General features: G+C 67.1%; 20 protein-coding genes. 12 read left to right on the top strand and 8 right to left on the bottom strand.

Annotation, left to right across the window (positions count from 1 at the left end; all coding sequences use genetic code 11):
* The 3 genes from ABS769_RS07220 to ABS769_RS07210 all read right to left on the bottom strand — a co-directional run.
* Positions 1–157: transposase (locus ABS769_RS07220; protein WP_233368074.1), on the bottom strand; the 157-nt coding region annotated here is incomplete at its 3' end.
* Positions 158–298: 141 nt separating this feature from the next.
* Positions 299–1,306 (bottom strand): pteridine-dependent deoxygenase like protein, encoded by a 1,008-nt coding sequence (locus tag ABS769_RS07215; protein ID WP_023905423.1) that lies wholly within the window; start codon positions 1,304–1,306, stop codon positions 299–301.
* Positions 1,303–2,649: an NAD(P)/FAD-dependent oxidoreductase gene (locus ABS769_RS07210; protein WP_317061158.1), complete on the bottom strand. Its 1,347-nt coding sequence runs from the start codon at positions 2,647–2,649 to the stop codon at positions 1,303–1,305. The genes ABS769_RS07215 and ABS769_RS07210 overlap by 4 nt, the downstream gene beginning before the upstream one ends.
* Before the next feature lie 340 nt (positions 2,650–2,989).
* Here ABS769_RS07210 and xanC point away from each other — a divergent pair, with 340 nt between their 5' ends.
* The 10 genes from xanC (at position 2,990) to fabG (ending at position 10,570) form a co-directional block, all read left to right on the top strand.
* Entirely contained in the window at positions 2,990–3,259 is a 270-nt protein-coding gene (gene xanC / locus ABS769_RS07205; protein ID WP_006451937.1) for a xanthomonadin biosynthesis acyl carrier protein XanC, read from the top strand.
* 37 nt (positions 3,260–3,296) lie between these two features.
* Positions 3,297–3,980: a ketosynthase gene (locus ABS769_RS07200; protein ID WP_176341550.1), complete on the top strand. Its 684-nt coding sequence runs from the start codon at positions 3,297–3,299 to the stop codon at positions 3,978–3,980.
* Positions 3,981–4,033: 53 nt separating this feature from the next.
* Complete coding sequence (locus ABS769_RS07195; protein ID WP_317061106.1) at positions 4,034–4,783, top strand: lysophospholipid acyltransferase family protein; 750 nt, start codon at positions 4,034–4,036, stop codon at positions 4,781–4,783.
* A 71-nt stretch (positions 4,784–4,854) separates the two neighbouring features.
* The gene (locus tag ABS769_RS07190; RefSeq protein WP_225306916.1) at positions 4,855–5,082 is read left to right on the top strand and encodes a hypothetical protein; all 228 of its coding nucleotides are present in this window, start codon (positions 4,855–4,857) and stop codon (positions 5,080–5,082) included.
* Positions 5,079–6,053 (top strand): acyltransferase, encoded by a 975-nt coding sequence (locus ABS769_RS07185; protein ID WP_317061107.1) that lies wholly within the window; start codon positions 5,079–5,081, stop codon positions 6,051–6,053. Before ABS769_RS07190 ends, ABS769_RS07185 begins: the two co-directional genes overlap by 4 nt.
* On the top strand, positions 5,977–6,624 hold the full coding sequence (locus ABS769_RS07180) for a LolA-related protein (protein ID WP_317061108.1): 648 nt from the start codon (positions 5,977–5,979) through the stop codon (positions 6,622–6,624). The genes ABS769_RS07185 and ABS769_RS07180 overlap by 77 nt, the downstream gene beginning before the upstream one ends.
* Complete coding sequence (locus ABS769_RS07175; RefSeq protein WP_317061109.1) at positions 6,621–6,881, top strand: hypothetical protein; 261 nt, start codon at positions 6,621–6,623, stop codon at positions 6,879–6,881. Before ABS769_RS07180 ends, ABS769_RS07175 begins: the two co-directional genes overlap by 4 nt.
* Positions 6,871–9,237, top strand: coding sequence for an MMPL family transporter (locus ABS769_RS07170; RefSeq protein ID WP_317061110.1), 2,367 nt, complete (start codon positions 6,871–6,873; stop codon positions 9,235–9,237). The genes ABS769_RS07175 and ABS769_RS07170 overlap by 11 nt, the downstream gene beginning before the upstream one ends.
* The gene (locus tag ABS769_RS07165; RefSeq protein WP_317061111.1) at positions 9,224–9,664 is read left to right on the top strand and encodes a phosphotransferase; all 441 of its coding nucleotides are present in this window, start codon (positions 9,224–9,226) and stop codon (positions 9,662–9,664) included. Before ABS769_RS07170 ends, ABS769_RS07165 begins: the two co-directional genes overlap by 14 nt.
* 168 nt (positions 9,665–9,832) lie before the next feature.
* A complete protein-coding gene (gene fabG, locus ABS769_RS07160) occupies positions 9,833–10,570 on the top strand; it encodes a 3-oxoacyl-ACP reductase FabG (protein WP_317061112.1) in 738 nt (245 codons plus the stop codon).
* Positions 10,571–11,170: 600 nt separating this feature from the next.
* Here the strand turns inward: fabG and ABS769_RS07155 are convergent.
* From ABS769_RS07155 to ABS769_RS07135, 5 genes are all read right to left on the bottom strand, one after another.
* The gene (locus tag ABS769_RS07155) at positions 11,171–11,401 is read right to left on the bottom strand and encodes a hypothetical protein (protein WP_317061113.1); all 231 of its coding nucleotides are present in this window, start codon (positions 11,399–11,401) and stop codon (positions 11,171–11,173) included.
* A gap of 197 nt (positions 11,402–11,598) precedes the next feature.
* Positions 11,599–13,221 carry an NAD(P)/FAD-dependent oxidoreductase gene (locus ABS769_RS07150; protein ID WP_317061114.1) on the bottom strand — a complete coding sequence of 541 codons (1,623 nt, stop codon included), beginning with the start codon at positions 13,219–13,221 and terminating at the stop codon, positions 11,599–11,601.
* Positions 13,218–14,039, bottom strand: coding sequence for a glycosyltransferase family 2 protein (locus ABS769_RS07145; RefSeq protein WP_317061115.1), 822 nt, complete (start codon positions 14,037–14,039; stop codon positions 13,218–13,220). Before ABS769_RS07145 ends, ABS769_RS07150 begins: the two co-directional genes overlap by 4 nt.
* Complete coding sequence (locus ABS769_RS07140) at positions 14,036–14,815, bottom strand: beta-ketoacyl synthase chain length factor (RefSeq protein WP_317061116.1); 780 nt, start codon at positions 14,813–14,815, stop codon at positions 14,036–14,038. Before ABS769_RS07140 ends, ABS769_RS07145 begins: the two co-directional genes overlap by 4 nt.
* Positions 14,815–16,011 (bottom strand): beta-ketoacyl-[acyl-carrier-protein] synthase family protein, encoded by a 1,197-nt coding sequence (locus tag ABS769_RS07135; RefSeq protein ID WP_317061117.1) that lies wholly within the window; start codon positions 16,009–16,011, stop codon positions 14,815–14,817. Before ABS769_RS07135 ends, ABS769_RS07140 begins: the two co-directional genes overlap by 1 nt.
* A gap of 218 nt (positions 16,012–16,229) precedes the next feature.
* On the opposite strand from ABS769_RS07135, the gene ABS769_RS07130 reads away from it, so the two are divergent.
* Positions 16,230–16,490: a YcgL domain-containing protein gene (locus ABS769_RS07130; protein ID WP_317061159.1), complete on the top strand. Its 261-nt coding sequence runs from the start codon at positions 16,230–16,232 to the stop codon at positions 16,488–16,490.
* Positions 16,483–19,803, top strand: coding sequence for an ankyrin repeat domain-containing protein (locus tag ABS769_RS07125; protein ID WP_317061118.1), 3,321 nt, complete (start codon positions 16,483–16,485; stop codon positions 19,801–19,803). Before ABS769_RS07130 ends, ABS769_RS07125 begins: the two co-directional genes overlap by 8 nt.
* Positions 19,804–19,811 lie beyond the last annotated feature (8 nt).

Genomic DNA, 19,811 nt, shown 5'->3' with positions numbered 1-19,811 from the left:
AGTTGCCAAAGCGCTTGGGTAGGCCGCGCCATTTGCAGCCATGCTCGGCAACGTAAAGGATGGCGTTGACCACTTGCAGGTTGGTCATGCTGACATTGCCGCGCTGCGCCGGCAGGCAGTGTTCGATCAGAGAAAATTGTGCTGGCGTGATCTCCATGCACGATAGTTTAATCGCTCGGGCCATTAGTGTTAACAGGCCCTAATTCAGAGTTCCCAACAGTTGCGCTCGCTACCTGACGCCGAGCTTGGATCCCACCAAGCCGTTGGGGGCAGAAAGAATCTATGGATATCGCATGTTTCACCCATGCACCCCATCGATCTCCACCGCCAGCTCGTCGCGGCAGATCACCGCGTGCAGCAGCAGGCGCGGCACGGCGTCGCCGAAGCGGGCGTCGAGCGCCTGCGCGACCTTGGGCAGGTCGTCGTGCTCGCGCACGTAGACCTTCAAACGCGTGCCGGCGCCGAATTGCGCGGGCAGGGCGGGGGCGTGCTGGCGTGCGGCGCCGAGCAGGGCGTCGAAGTTGGCGAAGGTTTCTTCCAGCTGCGCAAGCAACTGGCCGGTGTGCATCGAGGCATGCCCGACCACCGCGGCGGTGCCTGACAGCAGCAGCGGCATGTCGCTGCCGGCCGGCGGCAGCATGGCGCGGGCAAAACTCGGTGGCTGCGGGCCGTACTGGCGCGGGTAGTTGTAGGCGCTGACCTGGCGTGGATTTTCCAGCGGTGTGCCGGCATCGGCGGCGGCCAGCCAGTAGATCTGGATGATGCGCTCGGCATCGCAACGGCCCACCGCAGTAGCGGCAGGCAGCTGTGCGGTATCGAAGGCGCCCAGGCCGCGTGCACGGCCGATGCAGAACTGCCGATAGCGTTCGCGGTCGCCGCTGCCCAGGGTGATCGCATCCAGGTAATTCCAGATGCGCAGCAGGCGTGGAGTCTGGCTGCCGGTGACGAAGGCGGTGATTTCCGCATACGCCTTGGCGGCGGCTTCTTCGATGTCCACATCCTGCTCGTCGATCTCGATCACGCCGAACTGCAGGCGCCCGTCGCTGGACCAGGCGATGTTGCCGTCGCGCCCACTGCGCACCGGCGAGTCGCTGCGCCACACTTCCAGCACGCTGGCCTGATACGGCTGCAGCGGCACGCGCAGGTAACGCGGGTCGTCCAGATGCGCCGCCGCAGTGCCAAAGCCGAACACGGCCAACACCTGCGGATCGGTGAGCAGGGCAGACGGGTCGGTCTGGTCGACATAGTCGACCTGCAGGCGGGGATGGCGCACGGCATGCGTGGTCTGGGCCTGGAAAGCGGTCATTGCGTATCTCGTTGTTGCGTATCGCGTTGCAAGGTGTCGCCGTCGAAGCCGAGCGTGGCCTGACGCCGGCGTTGCCGCCAGGAGTGCCAGGCGCGCGGCATCATCGACAAGGTGGTGATGGCGTAGATGGCGCGGAACGCACGCAGACGCAGGCGGACCTTGGGGCTCTCGAACACGTCGCCGGCCAGCATCGCCACCACGGCTTCTTCGATCTGCCAGGTGTTCTGCGGTTGCGCGAACAGGGTGCGCATGGTCGGCGAGGTGAAGCGGTAGATGAACCACTTGAACTCATCCACGCCGCGCTTGAGCTCGCGCTGCAAGGCACGCTGCAGTTTCGCCTCGTGCTGCGGCGTGCGCAGGGCCTGGTCCACCATCGCCGCGCCGCGCTCGGCGCTGTGCATGGCCAGAAACACGCCCGAGGAAAACATCGGGTCGACGAAGGTGTAGGCATCGCCGAGCATCAGCCAGCGCGGGCCGGCCATGCGCGTGCATTCGTAGGCGTAGTTGCCGGTGGCGTGCACCGGTGCCACGCGCTCGGCGCCGTGCATGCGTGCGGTGACTTCGGCATTGAGCGCCAGCGTACGCATCAGAAACCCTTCGCTGTCGCCCTTGCGGGTCTTCATGTATTCCGGGTAGCAGACCGCGCCCACGCTCATGATGTCGTCCGGCAGCGGGATCAGCCACATCCAGCCATGCGCATGCCGGTAGATGCTGATGTTGCCGGCATCCTCGCCCGGCCGGCGCGCCACGCCGCGGAAATGGCTGAACAACGCGGCCGATTGATGCTTGGCATTGGCGCGTTTGAGCTTGAAGCGGTTGCCCAGGAAGGTGTCGCGGCCGCTGGCGTCGAGCAGATAGCGCGGGCGGAACTGCTGCTCGCCGTCCACGCCGCGTGCCTGCAATACCGGCTGTTCGCCATCGAAGCTGACCTGTTCGACCTTGACCTGCTCGCGCGCATCCACGCCAACCGCACGCGCGCGCTCGAACAACACCTGGTCGAACTGCGCACGCGGCACCTGGAAGGCGAAATCGGCCTTGGCATCGAGCGCACGCGAAAAACGAAACGTGTTGTAACCGCCGGCATCGTTGGGAAAGTCCACGCCGCGCTTGAGCACGCCGATATCGCGGACTTGTTCGAGTACGCCCAGGCGTTCGAGGATCGGCATGTTCATCGGCAGCAGCGATTCGCCGATATGGAAGCGCGGGTGCTGCTCCTTCTCCAGCAGGGTGACCTGCCAGCCCTGCTGCGCGAGCACGATGGCGGCGGCGCAGCCCGCTGGCCCGCCGCCGATGATCAACACATCCGGACACTCGGGTCCGGGGGCCGGCCCGGCTGCCGGCATGGCGGTCGGGGTGGGGCGAACAGCGGTGGAAGTCATCCTGGAACGAACCTGCAGCGGGCGAGCGTCATGCAGTCATGATAGCCTGACCGGCAGCCCGGACAGGTGCACCCCGATTGCCTCACCGCTTTCACCGGATCACCAGCAGACCGACTGCGCGGCCGCTCAACGGACGTGGCCGGTAGCCGGAAGTGGCAGCGGCGACAACGTACACTGCGGTTCCAAAGCATCGCCCCGCCTCGACCCGAGGGTTGTTTGCGACGCGTTGCTGGTTGTTCGAATTGATTGCCTTGATTGATTTTTCCGAATTTGTTGCCCGACCCTCACCTGTGGAAGCTTCTGGATGTCCCTGCAAACCGCTGCCGAACGTGAACTGGCCGAACTCCTGGTCGAAAGCCTGAACCTGGAAGACGTCCAACCCGCCGACATCGATCCGGAGGCGCCGTTGTTCAATACCGGCCTGGGACTGGATTCGATCGACGCGCTGGAACTGGCGCTGGCGATCAGCAAGCGCTATGGCTTCCAGCTGCGCTCTGACAACGACGAGAACCGTCGCATCTTTGCGTCGCTGCGCGCATTGTCGGCGCATGTCGAAACCAACAAGACCGTCTGATCCGTCCACTGTAGCGCCTGCCGATGCACCCCCGTGGGTGCTGGGGCTGGGCGTGCTGCTGGCGGTGGCGTACTCGCCGTTGGCGCACTGGGCCAACGCCAGTCATCGCCCGGACCTGGCGGTCATCGCCGGGGCCTTGCTGGTGCTGATGGTGTTGATCGAACCGATGGTCGCGCGCCGGGCCTGGGCCTGGGCGCTGGCGTTGCTGACGTTGGCCGGCCTGAGCGCGTTGTGGCACTCGCCGTACGCGATGCTGCTGCTGGCCGCGCCGCCGGTGGTGTTCACCGGCTGGATCGCCTGGTTCTTCGGCCGCAGCCTGCGCCGCGGGCGCACGCCGTTGATCAGCCGCATTGTCGAAGGGCTGTATCGCCAGGCCGGCATGCCGATCACGCCCGAGCAGTACCGCTATACGCGTCGGCTCACGCTTGCCTGGGCGCTGCTGCTGTGCGCGCTGACGCTGGTGAATCTGGTATTGGGCCTGTGCGCCGAACCCAGTGGCGTGCTGGCGCAACTGGGCTACGCCTCGCCGCTGCCGATCAGCGACGCGCGCGCCTCGTTGTTCGCCAATCTGCTGGCGTACGGGGTGGTTGGCGGGTTCTTTGTGGGCGAATATCTATTGCGCGGCCGCTGGTTTCCACAGCGTCCCTATCGTAATCTGCCAGACTTCTTGCGCCAGATGGCGCGGCTCGGGCCGGAGTTCTGGCGCGATCTGCTGCGCTGAGTGCGTGGCCAGGGGCAGCGACGTACGTGCACATTTTCAGGGACAAGACAAAAATGCCGTTGGCAAGGATGCCGTCGCGCCTGGCGTGGGCCGTGTTCAACCTGTTGCAGCTGGCCTTTACGCTGATCTTCACCGCTGGCGGGATCGTGTATTGCCTGGTGTTGCTGGCGATCACCCGCGACCCCGATCGGTTGCTGCGCATGGGCGGCTGGATGTGGTCGCCGGTGCTGTTTCGCGGCGCCGGTGCCCAGGTGATCGTGGAAGGCCGCGAACGCGTGGACTGGTCCAAGAATTACCTGTTCGTCAGCAACCACCAGTCGGTCATCGACATCTGCGCGCTGTTCTACGCCTTGCCGGTGCCGCTGCGCTTCCTGCTCAAGGACGAAATGCTCAAGGTGCCGTTCGTGAACTGGTTCGCGCGTGGTACCGGCATGCTGTTCCTGGACCGCGACAGCCGGCGTGCCGGGGCGATGGTGCGGCGTCAGGCGGCCGCGCTGCTGCGCGAGGGCAAACAGTTGTGTCTGTTTCCCGAAGGTACGCGCAGCCGTAGCGGCGCACTGCTGCCATTCAAGGCTGGGCTACTGCAGGCCGCTATCGATGCAGGTGTGCAGGTGGTGCCGGTGGCGCTGGATGGCTGCGGCAAGGTGCTGCCGGTGGAGGGTATGTTCAGGGTGCGCCCCGGCATCATTCGTGTGCGCATCGGCGCCCCGATCCCGGTAACCGGGCCGGATCCGCCGGACCGCCAACAATTGACCGAGCAGGCACACGCCGCCGTGGCGGCCATGCTTCAACCCAGGATCTGAGTTACCCGCTTATGGATTTCGTCGTGCCACATGATCATCCCTGCCTGCCTGGGCACTTCCCGGGTCGCCCCGTGGTGCCCGGCGTGGTCGTTCTCGATCACGTGCTGCAGGCGGTGGAAGCCGCGCATGGCCCACGCGCCGCAATGCGCTTGCCGCAGGTGAAGTTCGTGCAGCCGTTGCTGCCCGGCCAGACCGCGTCGGTGACACTGGACGGCGCTGGCCCGCGTTGGCGCTTTCGCGTGCAGCGCGCCGACGACCTGCTGGTCAGCGGCGAGCTGGTCGCGGAGGCGGCGCCATGAACAGCCAGTGGAAACAACGCCCGGAAGGCGGCGGACGTTTCGCGTTGTGGTTGATCCGCGGCATTGCCCGGCACGCCGGGCGCTCGGTGGGGCGCGCGCTGCTGTACCCGATCACGCTGTACTTCCTGCTGGTGCGTGCGCCCGAGCGCGCCGCTTCGCGTGCCTACCTGGCACGTGTGCTGGGGCGTCCGGCCAAGCTGCGCGATGTGGCGCGGCATATCCATACGTTTGCGTCGACGATCCTGGACCGCGTGTACATGCTGTGCGGGCAGATGCAGCGCTTCCAGGTCGACATCACCGGGCTGGATCAGCTGCACACGCAGATGGATCGCGGCCGCGGCGTGCTGATCTTCGGCTCGCATCTGGGCAGCTTCGATGCGCTGCGCGTGCTGGCCACCGAACGCCCCGACGTGCAGGTCAAGGTGGTGCTGGACAAGGCGCATAACCGCGCCATGACCGACCTGCTGGGCGCGCTGAACCCGCAACTGGCCGCCAACATCATCGACGCCGGCATGGACGCGACCTCGATCGTCATGGCGATCAAGGACGCCACCGATGCCGGCGCGCTGGTCGCGTTGCTGATCGATCGCCCGCGCGAGGGCGACCCGGCATTGCCGGCGATGTTCCTCGGCCGCAACGCGATGTTCCCGACCTCGCCGTGGCTGATCGCCGCGGCGCTCAAGGTGCCGGTGGTGCTGGCGTTCGGCCTGTATCGCGGCGGCAATCATTACGAGCTGGCGTTCGAGACCTTCAGCGAAGGCCTGGACGTGCCGCGTCGCCAGCGTGCGCCGGTGCTGGCCGTACTCATGCGCGATTACGCGGCCAGGCTGGAACATTACACCCGCTACGCGCCGTACAACTGGTTCAACTTCTACGATTTCTGGAACACCCACCATGCCGATGTGCCGCACCCTGCCGTGGATGCTGATACTGCTGTTCAGCGCCGCACCGCTATGCGCCGCACCGCCTGAGACGCTGGACGTCGGCCAGGTGTTGCAGCGCATGGCACGCCCCGCACCGGTCAGTACCGAGTTCGTCGAATTGCGTGGCTCGGCCCTGCTGAAGACACCGTTGCGCGTGCAGGGCCATTACCGCCGCCCGGATGCGCAGACCTTGGTGCGCGAGGTCAGCGCGCCGTATCGCGAAACCACCACTTTGAAAGGCGACGAAGGCGTACTGGAACGCGAAGGCAAAGCGCCGCGGCGCTTTTCGCTGAACCGTGTGCCCGAACTGGCGGGTTTGAAATCCGGCTTCGGCGCGTTGCTGGCCGGCGACCGCGCGCTGCTGGAGCAACAGTACCGCGTCAGTGGGCAAGGCCAGCCGCAGGCCTGGCAACTGACGCTGCAGCCCAAGGACGCCGCCGTGGCAAAGCAGGTGCGCGAGTTGCGTCTGTACGGGCGCAACGATGAGCTGCGCTGCATCGAAAGCCTGCCGGCTAAGGGCGATGTGCAGCGCACGCTGCTGGCCGGTGCGGCGCGCGAGGCTGCAAGCGTGACCGATGCGGCGGCGCTGACCACGCTGTGCCATGGGTCGGGCGCGTGATCCATCGCGTGTGGGTGTTGCGTGCGCAGTCGGGACACGCGCTTAGCAAGGAAAAAGCGACCGCCTTCGGCAAATTAGAGGCGCCGGTGCTGCACGCCTTCAACAGAAAGAACGCGTCACTGCAGCCCGCCCTCAGAAAAAACAAAGCGCCGTTGCAGCCCGCCCTCAGCGGAAAGAAAGCGTCACTGAAGCTGGATGCCGCGCGCGCGGCCGGTGGACATTCGGCTGGCACAGCGAGGCTTGCGCATGACGTTTAAGTTGAGCGCAAACCGCCGCATCGGCCTGGCGCTGCTGTGGCTGGCGTTGCTGGCAGTGGCCGGATTCTGGTTGAGCGAGACGCTCAAGGTCACCGGCGATCTGCGCAAATTCATGCCCGCCCCGCGCACGCCGGCGCAGAAACTACTGATCGAAGAACTCGGCGAGGGTCCCGGCTCGCGCCTGTTGTTGATGTCGCTCTCCAACAGCGACACAGCCACGCTGGCCGCGCAGTCGCAGGCACTGCAGCAGGCCCTGGCCGCACAACCGCAGCTGTTCGAGCTGGTCGGCAACGGCGGCACTGCGGGACTGGATGCGATCCCCGAGGCCTTGTTGCCGTATCGCTATCTGCTCAGCGACAGCTTCGACACCACGCCGCTGGATGCGCACACCCTGCAAGCGGCATTGCAATCGCGCGTGCAGGATCTGGGCTCGCCTGCGGCCGCGATGGTGGAGCCGTTGCTGCCGCGCGACCCCACGCTGGAAATCCTGCATCTAGCCGAAACCCTGCAGCCGGCCGCGGCGCCGCAGACGCGCGATGAAGTATGGTTCGACCGCGCCGGCACCTCGGCACTCTTGATCGTGCAGACGCGCGCGGCCGGTTTCGACCCCACCGGTCAGCAGCTGGCTTACGACGCGGTGCAGGCGGCCTTCGCCAAGGTCAGCAAGGGCACCGCAACAAAACTCATCCTGACCGGCCCCGGTGCATTTGCCGTGGAAATCACCGCGCGCACGCAGGGCGAGGCGCAGTGGATCGGGACGCTGGATACGGTGGGACTGGTGTTGTTGCTGCTGGTCGCGTACCGCAGCTGGAAGATTCCGGTGCTCGGCGTGCTGCCATTGGCCAGCGCCGGCCTGGCCGGTCTGGCTGCGGTGGCGCTGCTGTTCGATGGCGTGCATGGCATCACCGTGGCCTTCGGCTTCACCCTGATCGGCGTGGTGCAGGATTACCCGATCCACCTGTTCAGTCATCAGCGCCCGGGTCTGGATCCACGCGACAACGCGCGTCATCTATGGCCGACGCTGGCCACCGGCGTGGTGTCCACCTGCATTGCCTATGTGACCTTCCTGTTTTCCGGGGTGGACGGCTTACGGCAGCTGGCGGTGTTCACCATCGCCGGGCTGGCCACCGCCGCGATCACCACACGTTGGCTGCTGCCGTCGTTGATCGACCCGGCGCCGCGCGACTATGCCGATTCGCGCATGCTCGCCGCGCTCTGGCGTGGCATCGCGCGCTTGCCGCGGCCGCGCATCAGTCTTGCGGTGATTGCCGTGATCGGCATCGCGGTGATCGCCTTTGCGCCAGGGCAGTTCTGGCAGAACGATCTGTCGAAATTGACCCCGGTGCCGCCCAAGGCGCTGGCGCAGGACACGCAGTTGCGACAGGAACTGGGTGCCCCCGATGTGCGTTACGTGCTCGCGTTGCCGGCAGCCGACGATGAGGCCGCGCTGCAGGCTAGCGAGCAGTTGCGCCCGCGCCTGGACGCCCTGGTGCGCGCCGGTGCGTTGACCGGCTACGACATGGCCGCGCGCTATCTGCCCAGCGCCAAGACCCAGCGCGCCCGTCAGGCCGCGCTGCCGGATGCCGCGCAAGCCCGCGCATTGACCAATAGTGCGGTGGCCGCCACGCCGTTCCGCAGCGATGCGTTTGCGCCGTTCCTGCAGGATCTGGACGCCGCCAAGCAGGCCGCCCCGCTGTTGCCGAAGGACCTGGCCGGTTCGCCGCTGGCAACCTCGGTCGGGGGGCTGCTGCTGGGGCGTGGCGATCGCAGCACCGCCCTGGTGTCGTTGACCGGCCTGCGCGATCCGGCGGTGTTGGCCGCAGCCGTACAAGGCAGTGGCGCGCAGTTGCTGGATCTGAAAGATGCTTCCGAGTCTTTGGTCGCCGCGTATCGCGGTCGTGTGCTCGGTGCATTGGTGCTGGCTGCAGTGTTGTTGGCAGTGACCGTGGCCATCGCGCTGCGCAGCCCGCGCCGCATCGTGCGGGTGTTGTTGCCGATGGCGCTGACCACGGTACTGATCCTGGCGATCCTGCGCGGGATGGGGGTGGAACTCAATCTGTTCCATCTGATTGCGCTGATCCTGGCGGCCGGTTTGGGCCTGGATTACGCGCTGTTCTTCGACCACGCCGGCGACGATCACGCCGACCAGCTGCGCACGTTGCATGCGCTGATCGTGTGCAGCCTGATGACCTTGCTGGTATTCGCGCTCTTGGCCGCGTCCAGCATTCCGGTATTGCGTGCGATCGGCAGCACGGTGGCACTGGGCGTGTTGTTCAATTTCATCCTGGCCTTGCTGGTGTCGCGCGAGCCGGCGCTGGAACGCACAAAGAACGGAGAACCGCATGCAGGGACGTGAGGCGATTGCCGCGCTGATTCCGCATCAGGGCAGCATGTGCCTGTGGGAAGAAGTGGTGGAGTGGGACGCGCAGCGCATCGTGTTGTGCAGCCTTGCCCATCGTCGTGACACGCATCCGCTGCGTTCTAACGGCCGCCTACGCGCGCTGCATCTCTGCGAATACGGCGCGCAAGCCATGGCCGTGCACGGCGGCTTGCTCGGTCGCGCATCGGGCAAGCCGGTGCGCCGGGGTATGTTGGTAGCGCTGCGCGCAGTGGAATTGCATGTGGTCTATCTGGACGCGCTGCCGGATTCGATCGTTTGCGAGGCACAGGTGCTGATGCAGGGAGAGGACAGCCAGCAATACAGCTTCCGCTTGATGCATCAGGACCAGTTGCTCGCCGAAGGGCGTGCCACGGTGATGCTGGGTGCGGCGCAGGCCGCGTAGGAGCGCGCTTGCGCGCGATGAAGCGTTACCGCTGACGCCGCATCGCGCGTAAGCGTGCTCCTACAGAAGGTGGGCGGTCAACGCTGGCGATCTATTCCTGCGCTTGCTGCGAGTCGTTAGGATGATGCTCTTTCCGCCGTCGTTTCTGCGGCTTCCATTGAGGCTTCCATGAGCACATCCGTTCCTCAGCGCCGCGCGCTCGTCACCGGCGGCAGCGGCGATCTTGGCGGTGCGATCTGCCGTCAGTTGGCGGCGCAGGGTCGCCATGTGATCGTGCATGCCAACCGCAATATCGCCCGCGCCGATGAAGTGGTTGCAGCGATCGTGGCCGAGGGCGGCAGTGCCGAGGCGGTGGCGTTCGATGTGGCCGATGCGCAGGCCAGTGCTGCGGCGCTGGCAAGCCTGCTGGAGGTCTCACCGATCCAGATCGTGGTCAATAACGCCGGCATCCATGACGATGCACCGATGGCCGGCATGAGCGCCGAGCAGTGGCATCGGGTCATCGACGTGTCGTTGCACGGGTTCTTCAACGTCACCCAGCCCTTGCTGCTGCCGATGGCGCGCACGCGCTGGGGCCGTATCGTCAGTGTGTCGTCGGTGGCGGCGGTGCTGGGTAATCGCGGGCAGACCAACTACGCCGCTGCCAAGGCCGCGCTGCACGGCGCCAGCAAATCGCTGTCGCGCGAGATGGCCAGCCGCGGCATTGCAGTCAACGTGGTGGCGCCGGGCGTGATCGAAAGCGAGATGGTCGGCGAGAGTTTCGCGCCGGAGGTGATCAAGCAGCTGGTGCCGGCAGGGCGCGTCGGCAAGCCCGACGAAGTCGCAGCATTGGTCGCATTCCTGTGTTCGGAAGCGGCCGGTTACATCAACGGCCAGGTCATCGGCATCAATGGCGGGATGGGTTGAGAGCGGCTGATCTGCAGCTTGGCTGCAAGGCCCTTGCCCGCCCACCATCGCGGGACACGCTGCAAGTACGTCCTTGTAAGCTCTTACGCGGCATCCATGCCGCGTAAGGTCCCGCGACGGTGGGCGGACAAGGACCAGTCGAGTTGATCGGTGTGCGGAGTTTTCAACAAGCATCCAGCAAACTGGCTGGCCCCGTGTCCTGCGCTCAATAAAGCAATCAGCAAACTGTCTGGTGCGGTGTCCTCGCCGATTGCGGGACCGTGTGGCGGCATGGATGCCGCCACCGAGCCCCCAGGGACGGGTTTACGGCGTGTCCCGCGAGCGGTGAGGGCATCGCGCCCTCGACTTCTTCGAGTTTGCTGCAAGGCCCTTGCCCGCCCACCATCGCGGGACACGCCGCAAGTACGTCCATGTAGGCTCTTACGCGGCATCCATGCCGCGTAAGGTCCCGCGACGGTGGGCGGGCAAGAACCAGTCGAGATGGTCGGTGTGCATGGTGCAAGCAATGCACGCTGCGCGGCCGTTCGATGAGGTGCGGTCTGAGATCAGCTCAGTTTCATCCGAACACTGCGCTGCACATCGACAGCAGTGCATATCGGCTTAGCCGCCGGTCTCGTCGATCTTCATGACCAGATCGCGCTCGCGTGCACCACGTGCGGCGCTGCAATGCACCGACACAGTGTTGCCATTGGCACGCAGGCGGCCGTCGACATACAGGCCATCGCCGCGATCGTGATACGACGCCGTCCAGTTGTAGATACTTGCGCCTTGTGCGAGGTAATGGGTTTCAGCGGCACGCCGACACACCGGAACCAGGTCGCTTCCGTTCATGAGCAGCGGTTCGGGTGTGTACTGCACGATGTTTTGTGCCAGAGCCTGCGTACTGAAGGCGCCAACGATTGCCATGACGAGCGAATGAAGCAGTCTTCGATACACGGGTCACTTCCTGTGGGTGAGGATGCCTGAAGTATAGGTGCTGCGCCTAACTACAGAAACGAACGCGCCGTTGTCGGCGCGTTCGAGCAAGCTCACGCCGCGTCGGCGTACCAGGCGGCGGTGAGGATCGGCTCGCCGATGGCGTTGGCGGTCAAGGCGTCCAGCCCGTGATCCGGCAGTGCGGGATGGCGTTGACGCGCCTGCAGCAGAATCTCGCGCGCCAGTACTGCCATGCGCGCGATGTTGCTGTGGATGCGTGCGGCGAAGGCTTCGTCGTCCAGGGTGTCGTGCAAGGCGCCATTGAGTTCGTTGAACCAACCGATCAGATACTGATCCAGTAGGCGTCCATCGCCGGTGGCCACACCTTGTTCGCTGTTGTGCTGGCCCCAGTCGTGCAGCACGCGTTGCATCGCCAGATTGATGTCGCGCGCGTACAGGAAGTCGGTCTTCATGCGTGCGAGCAAGCTCAGATGCGCGATGCGTCCGCTGCAGAACAACGGCGCCAGCAGCGACCAGTAATAGGTGTAATCCCAGATCACCTTGACCGGCATCACCTGCGCGTCGCCGAACAGCGCGTACTGATCCTGGTACAGGGTCAGGGTGTTTTCGTAGAACGAAAAATACAGCTGCTGATACAGCTCCACATACGGGCTGAGCGATCTGCCGGCGCGGTCGCGGCCGATCAATTCGCAGATATAGGTATTGGAAATCGCAATGAAGTCGCTGCCGGGCGAATAGAACGGGTCCAGGAACAATCCCGCTTCGCCGGTTAGCGCCCAGCGCTGCGGCGAGAACACCTGCTTGCAGCCATAGGAGAAGTTGCGCAGGAACAGGAAGTCCTGCAGCCGGTAGTCGGCCTTGTCCAGCGTGGCGGCGACCTGCGGCTGATGCGTGCGCAGCCAGGTCATCGCCTTCTCGTGGGTGTTCATGGTCTCCAGCGGGTGCATGGCCGCATCGCAGACGATGCCCAGCGAATGCGCACCGGAGGAGAGCGGAATCAGCCAGAACCAGTAGCCCGGCCCGCACATGTGGTTGGTCGAGCGCCAGCGGTCCGGCGGCGTGCAGCGTTGCAGCCAACTGCTGTCCTGCGACCAGCCATTGGGGTCGATCAGGCCTTCCACGCGCCACCACACCGCATTGGCGTCGTGCGCGTTGTCCTGCGCCAGGCCGAGCTTGCGCTTGAGCAGGCCGGCGCGGCCGCTGGCATCCACTACCCAGCGTGCGCTCAGTGTGCCAGCCTCGCCGGCGCGCTCGTAGCGAACGGCGTGGTCGCTGTCGTCATCGGCCAGATCCACGCCTTTGACGCTGCAACTGTCGACAAAGGTGATGCCCTGCGCGCGTGCGCGCTCGCCGAGGAAATTTTCGAAGCGGCCGCGATCAATCTGCCACGACGGCGTCGGCAGGATCTGGCTGACGCCCAGCTCGGTGCAACGGTCGATGTCTTCGCGCTTGTCGGAAAAGAAGAAGCGGAAACCGAACTTGCGGATCTGCTCGCTCTCCAGATGCTCGCGCAGGCCCAAGACCTCGGCGAAGTAATGCGCGCCGATCTCCACCGTGGACTCGCCCACCTTGAACGCGGCTTCGCGCACGGGGTGGGCGCGCCGTTCCAGTACGGTGATCGCCAGCGCGGGATCGCGTTGGCGCAGCTGCAGCGCCAGACTCAGGCCGGCCAGGCCACCACCGGTGATAACGACATCTGCGCGTTGTGCATTCATGGGGAGTGCTTGCTCTTGGTGACCGATGGAACAGTAGCAAACTCACCGTCAGCGTCGTCGATCAGCACCGGGTTGGCGCGCACGCGGCGGTATTCGCGCCAGATATGCCCGTAGTTCCAGGCTTGGGCGACTACATGCGAGGTGATTTCCCACAGATCGCGCACCAGGCGGAAGTGGCTCTTGCGAAACGTGCCTGGCGAGGTGCCGGCGTAACGGGTTTCGATCGGCACCGCGACCACGCGCGCGCCGGCCTGGCGTGCAGCGGAAATCAGCAGTTGCGCTTCGAATACGAAGCCTTCGCCGGGCACGTCGGGCAGGGTAAACACCGATGCCGGATACAGGCGTTGGCCGCTCTGGCTGTCCACCAGCTGGAAGCCGCAGGCCCAGGCGATGCCCCAGTCGCCGAAGTCGTTGCCGATGCGGCGGATGGTGGGCTGGGTGGCGCGTTTGCGCATGCGTGCGCCGACGATCACGCAGCCGGGATGGCGGTTGGCCGCGGCCAACAGGCGCGGGAAATCGGCGGCCTTGTGCTGGCCGTCGCCGTCCATGGTCATCACGGCGCGCATGCCCAGGCGCTGGGCCTCGGCGAACCCGCTGCGCAATGCGGCGCCTTTGCCCATGCGCTGCGGATGACGGATCAAGGTGATCGGCAGATCGGCGATGCAATCGGCGGTGCCATCGTCGGAGCCGTCATCAATCACGATCACGTTTGAGCAATAGGTGAGCGCATCGTTGACCACTTCGCGGATGCGCAGTGATTCGTTCAAGGCCGGCACCAGGATCGCGGTGTCTTCGCGGCTCAATGGCTGCCGGCTCATCGCTGGATCTCCACGCGCAACACCCGGCCCGGGCCTGCGTACAGCGCCACGCTGTCGCCGTCGCCGTCGGCGGCGATCAGGTCGAACAGCGGCAGCATCGGCGCCATCGCGTTGTTGGCGACGTGCCGCGACAGCGGGCCCTCGCCCGGGGAAGGCGTGCCGTCGTCCAGCCGCGCCCGCAGCTGCAGCTTGCCGGCCTGGCCGGGCGCGCCCAGTACCAATGCACCGCCGAGCAACCCCTGGCTAGGTGCGACCCGGCCCAGCGGCCCGACCGAGCGGGCGTCGTAGCCGGCCAGCAGCACCGCGTCCATGCCGGCGGCGCGCTGTACCAGCGCTTCCAGCAGGCCCTGCGCGAAGCTGGCCCGGCTGGCGCTGATCGCCGTGGTCGGGGTCATCGCCCCGGCGCCGATAGTCCAGTAGCCGGCCGCGGCGTTGTGCACCGAGTTGTGGAACTTGGTCGGCGAGATCGCCGATGGGTCGCTGGCCAGCGTGGTGCACATGTAATCGGAGATCGCCAGATCGCCGTAGGTGGAGGTGAAGATCGACGGCAGGCTGGCTGGATCGCGGCCAGCGGCGGTGCAGGCGGCCAGTGCGGCTTCCAGCGAGACCGCCACCGTGTCCGGTGCGCGGCGGCGCTCGTTGGCGGCCAGCAACTGCGGCGCCGGGCGTGCCGTGGTCTCCTGCAGCGCGCCGCCGTGCACGAGGGCAACGGCGGCCTCCCAGGTGGGCAGCCCCTGGGTCCAGAAGCCGATGCCTTCGATGGTGGCAGCCAGCATCAGCGGGCCCGCCCGAACAGCAGCGAGCAGTTGTTGCCGCCAAAACCGAAGGAGTTGTTCATGGCGTAATCGATCTTGGAATGGGCGTTGTCGAAACGGATCTGCGGGCCGCAGGCGGGGTCGGGCACTTCGCTGTTGAGCGTGCCCGGCAGCACGCCATCGCGCAGTGCCAGCAACGCGATCACCGATTCCACGATGCCGGCCGCGCCCAGGGTGTGGCCGGTCCAGGCCTTGGTCGAACTGGCATGCAACGTGTCGGGAAAGATCGCCGCTACGGCGGCCGCTTCCACGCTGTCGTTGGCCGGCGTGGCGGTGCCGTGCAGATTCAGATAGCCCACCGCTGCCGGTTCCAGGCCGGCGCGTTCGAGTGCGCCGCGCATCGCCAGCTGCGCGCCCAGGCCCTGCGGATGCGGGGCGGACATATGGTGCGCATCGCTGGATTCGCCATAGCCGTACAGCCACAACGTCGCGTCCGGTGCGGCGGCGGGGCGTTCGAGCATGGCAAAGCCGCCGGCCTCGCCCAGGCTCAGGCCGACCCGGCGCGCATCGAACGGCTGGCACAGCTCCGGCGCCACCACCTGCAGAGAGTTGAAGCCGAACAGCACGCTGCCGCACAAGGTATCCACACCGCCGACCAAGGCTGCGTCGACCACTCCGGCGTCGATCAGGCGCGCGGCCTGGGCGAACACCTTGGCGCTGGACGAGCACGCCGTGGCCACGGTCATGCAGGGGCCGCGCAGGCCGGTGGCGTGTTGCACGAAATCGCCCAGCGAATGCGGGGTGTGCACGATCGGGCGATTCAAGTCATCCGGAAAACGCGCGCCCTCGGCATCTTCGACCAGACGCGTATACGCCTCTTCGCTGGCACCGATGCTGGAGGTGGAGGTGCCGATGATCACCGCCACGCGCTCGGCGCCGTAGCGCTGCGCGGCCGCCTGCACGGCAGCGGCCATGCCGTCCTGCTGCAGGGCCAACCAGGCCAGGCGGTTGTTGCGGCAGTCCCAGCCTTGCAGGGATTCGGGCAACACGACGTCTTCCACGCCGTCGACGCGGCCGATCCAGCACGGCAGTGGTTGTGGGCCGAAATCGTTGCGGCGCATACCGCTGCGGCGGGCTGTCAGGGCAGCGGCCTGGGCGTGGAGCCCGGCGCCGAGCGCGGTGGTGGAGGTGAAAGCGGTGACGGCGACCGGGGCCATCTGGGACGAATGCTGCGCGTGGCTCACGGTGGTCTGGCTGGCAAAAAGTGTGCTCAGTATATCGATGGTGTGTCCGCGGCCCGTCGATGGCGCAACTGAACGTCCCGGTCATGTCGCTGACGCTGCTGGGATTTTTCGCAACGGCCGCGCTTTCGCCATGGGCGCAATTGGGACACAATCCTGCGACACACTTCTCAAACGAGCGCGACCACGCGCGCATGCACGCCTACGTCTATAAAAGCCAACGCAAGCAGGACACCTTTGTCTATCTCGCCATGCGTGACGACTTCTCCGGTCTTCCCGCCGCCGTGCACGCGCAACTGGCGCCGTTCGCGTTTGTGCTGGAGGTGGCGTTGACGCCGCAGCGCCGTCTGGCGCAAGCCGACGTGACCACGGTGCGCGAAGCGCTCGCCAGGCACGGCTTCTACCTGCAACTGCCCAAGACGGTGGTGCTGGCGGGCGAGTGCGACTATGACTGAGGCCACGCGTGCCGCGCGGTGGCGCGCCGCAGCGCTGGCCGGCGCGGCCGGGGTGGTGTTGTCGTTGCTGGGCGGCGTTGGCGGCAGCGTTGCGGCGGTGACGCTGTGGCTGGCGCAGCCGGCGTTCGCGCTGGCGGTGTCGTGGGCACGTGGCACGCGTGCATTGCCGAGCCAGCCGCGTGCGGTCGCGCAGGCGCTGCCGCCGTTGCTGGCGATCTGGGGCGTCGGTCTGTTGGCTCTGGCGGCCTTGATCACCTGGCCGCTGACTGCCTTGCGTGACAGCGGCAGCCTGGCCGCTGCCTTGGCGCTGAGCGTTGCGGTCAGCGCCGCGCTGCTCGGGCTGTGGCGGACCTGGCCGCTGTGGGGCGAGGTCGAGCGCGATGGCGGCGCGCTGGCGCCGCGGTGGCACGCGCTGGCTACGCAGGAATTGCATGCCTGGCGCGGTCTGCTGGCCGCCGCATTGGTGCTGGCGATGTGCACGCTGGCCGTGGCGCTGGCCTGGCCGGGCTGGTTGTCGAGCAGCCTGCGCTGGAGTCTGGCGATCGCCGCCAGCGTGCTGTTGCCGGCGGCCCATCTGCTGTTGCAACGCACCGCCGCACCGGCACGCAGCGACACCCCGGTGGCCCGGCAGGCCGCCGATTTCTTCTCCGAAGCCGCGGCCGAACCGCGCCCGTTGGAGCCGGTGGCCCAGCACCAGCTGGTGCCCGAATTGTTCGAAGCCGCGCGCAGTGGACGCGTGGACCGCGCGCTGCAGCTCCTGGAGGCCGGCGCCGACCCGCAGGCGATGCCGCTGCCGGAATGGCGCGATCAACGCAGCCTGCCCGCGCTGGCTGCGGTATTGCCGGATCTGCGCCTGCTGCGCGAGCTGATCGTGCGCCGCGTCGATGTCAACCAGCCGCATCGCGGCATGACGCCGCTGCTGGCCGCCACGCGCGACAGCTGGCATGGCCGCCCCGACGCGGTGATGACGTTGCTGGCCAACGGCGCCGACCCGCGCGCCACCGACAACGACGGCAATACGCCGCTGCATCACGCCGTGCGCAGTTCCGACCCGGGCGTGGCCGCGCTGCTGCGCGATGCCGCCGCCGAGCTCGACGCGCTCAACAACGAAGGCCATTCGCCGCTGGCGATGGCCTGCCAGGTCGGCAACTGGCGGCTGGCCAAGTTTCTGCTGGAACGCGGCGCGCATTCCGAACCGGAAGGTGGCGCGCCGGTGCTGCTGGCCGCGGCCGGCACCGAGGAAGACGACCCGGCCGGCGTGCAGCTGCTGCTCAAGCACAAGGCGCGCGTGGATGCGCGCGACCGCCAGCGCCGCAGCGCCTTGCACGAGGCCGCGTTGGCCGGGCATGGCGATATCGTCGAAGCGTTATTGTCGGCCGGTGCCAATCTGGAAGCGCGCGATCTGCTCGGCCGCACGCCATGGCTGGACGCGGCGCGGCAGGCACGCAGCGGCGTGCTGGAACGGCTGGTCGCACGCAAGGCCGATGTGCTGGCCATCGATGGTGACGGCCGCAATGCGGTGATGCTGGCCTGCGCCGCCGACCGCGTGTCGCCGGCCTTGATCCGGCGCCTGCTCGATCTGCAGGTGCCGGCCGACAGCGCCGATGCGCACGGCCGTCGCGCAGTGGATGTCGCCGCCGAAGCCGGGCGCTGGGCGATCGTGCAATTGCTCGATCCTGCGTATCCGCTGCCGGCTGCCGTCAGCGATGGACACGGCGATACCCCCGGCGTTGCGGTGCTGCCCGATCGCCCGCCCTTGGTGCTGTTGCGCGAAGGCCTGCAGTTCGGTCAACGCGACGGCCTGGACGCATTGGCCAGGCTGTGCGGCCCGGAAGAACTCGGCGGCTTACTGCACGACGCGCATCTGGCCTTGAACGCCGAGGCCGTGGACTGGCTGCTGCGCCACGGCGCCGATGCCGATGTGCGCGATGCCTGCGGCGATGTGCCGATGTTTGCGCTGCTCTCGCGTGGTGTGGAGGCGGTGCCGGCACTGCAGGCGCTGCTGCGCCATGGCGTCTCGCCGGCCGGCGCCGGCGGCCTGACCCGCTTGCTCAGCGCCTGCGTGCAGCACGATGCGGCATCGCGCGGGCTGGAGCAGTTCGCGCTGGAATTGCTCGAACGCGGCGCCGACCCGTTCGCCGCGTCGGCGGCCGGCGATCCGCCGTTGTCGCTTGCGGTGCGGCTGGGCTGGCTGCGCCTGCAGCAGTGGTTGCTGGAACACGGCGTGGACCGCGAGGCACGCGACAGCCACGGCATGACTGCGCTGCATCTGGCCACCGCGCTGGGCCGCGAAGCCTCGCTGAAATTGCTGGTCAAACAAGGCGCCTCGCCGGAAGCGCGCGCCGCCGACGGGCAGACCCCGCTGGGCGTGGCGCTGTCGATCGGCCGCCGCGATCTGGCCGATTGGCTGGACTGGCGCATCTGGTCGCTGCCGCACCGCACGCTGCGCGAAGCCGACGTGCCGGCTGCGGCCATGACCGGCGACACCGATGCGGTGCGGCGGCTGATCGATCTCGGCCTGCCGGTCGATGCGATCGACGCGCAAGGCTGCACTGCGCTGCTGCGCGCCGCCGGTGGTGGCCATCTCGGCGTGGTGGCGCATCTGCTCGGGCGCGGCGCCGATCCGCAACGCGCGGCCAATAGCGGCGCCACGCCGTTGTCGGCGGCCGTGAGCATGCGTCAGACCGAGATCGTGGCCGCCCTGCTGCAAGCCGGCGCGCAGATCGAGCACCGCCTGCCCGGCGGCGTCACCGTGCTGATGCTGGCCTGCGCGCTGGGCCTGCCGGATATCGTGGCGCGCCTGCTCACTGCGGTGGCCGATGTGCACGCCAACGACGACCAAGGCCTGGCGCCGCTGCATTGCGCCGCGCTGTACGGGTTCACCGCGCGCGACAAGAGCCGCCTGCTGGCCTTGCTGGACACCTTGCTGCTGGCCGGCGCGGACCCCGAGTATCTGGCCGGTGGTCGGGTCAGCCCGTTGCTGCTGTTGCTGGGCGCGCGCGCCGAACCGGGCACCGCCTGCGACGAACAAGTGGTGCTGGCCGGCGTCGACCGCCTGCTCGACGAAGAGGTCTCGCTGGATGTGGCCGATCAACGCGGCTTCGGTCCGTTGCATCTGGCCGCACTGCACGGCTTGCCATTGCTGGTGCAGCGCCTGTTGCGTGCCGGCGCCGATGGCGACCGCCGCGACGCGCTCAACCGCACCCCGCGCGAGATCGCGATCATGCGCGGCTTCATCGATGTGGCCGGCCAGTTCGAGCCCGCCTTGCCGGGTGTGTCCTCGATGGCGCGCTTCCTGCGCGAAGGCCGCTGAGCCAGCGC

The organism is Xanthomonas hortorum (assembly GCF_040279205.1).
Classification (GTDB): domain Bacteria; phylum Pseudomonadota; class Gammaproteobacteria; order Xanthomonadales; family Xanthomonadaceae; genus Xanthomonas; species Xanthomonas hortorum_F.
Note: the sequence above shows the minus strand (reverse complement) of the source record. Positions and strands in the feature narration are given on the sequence as shown.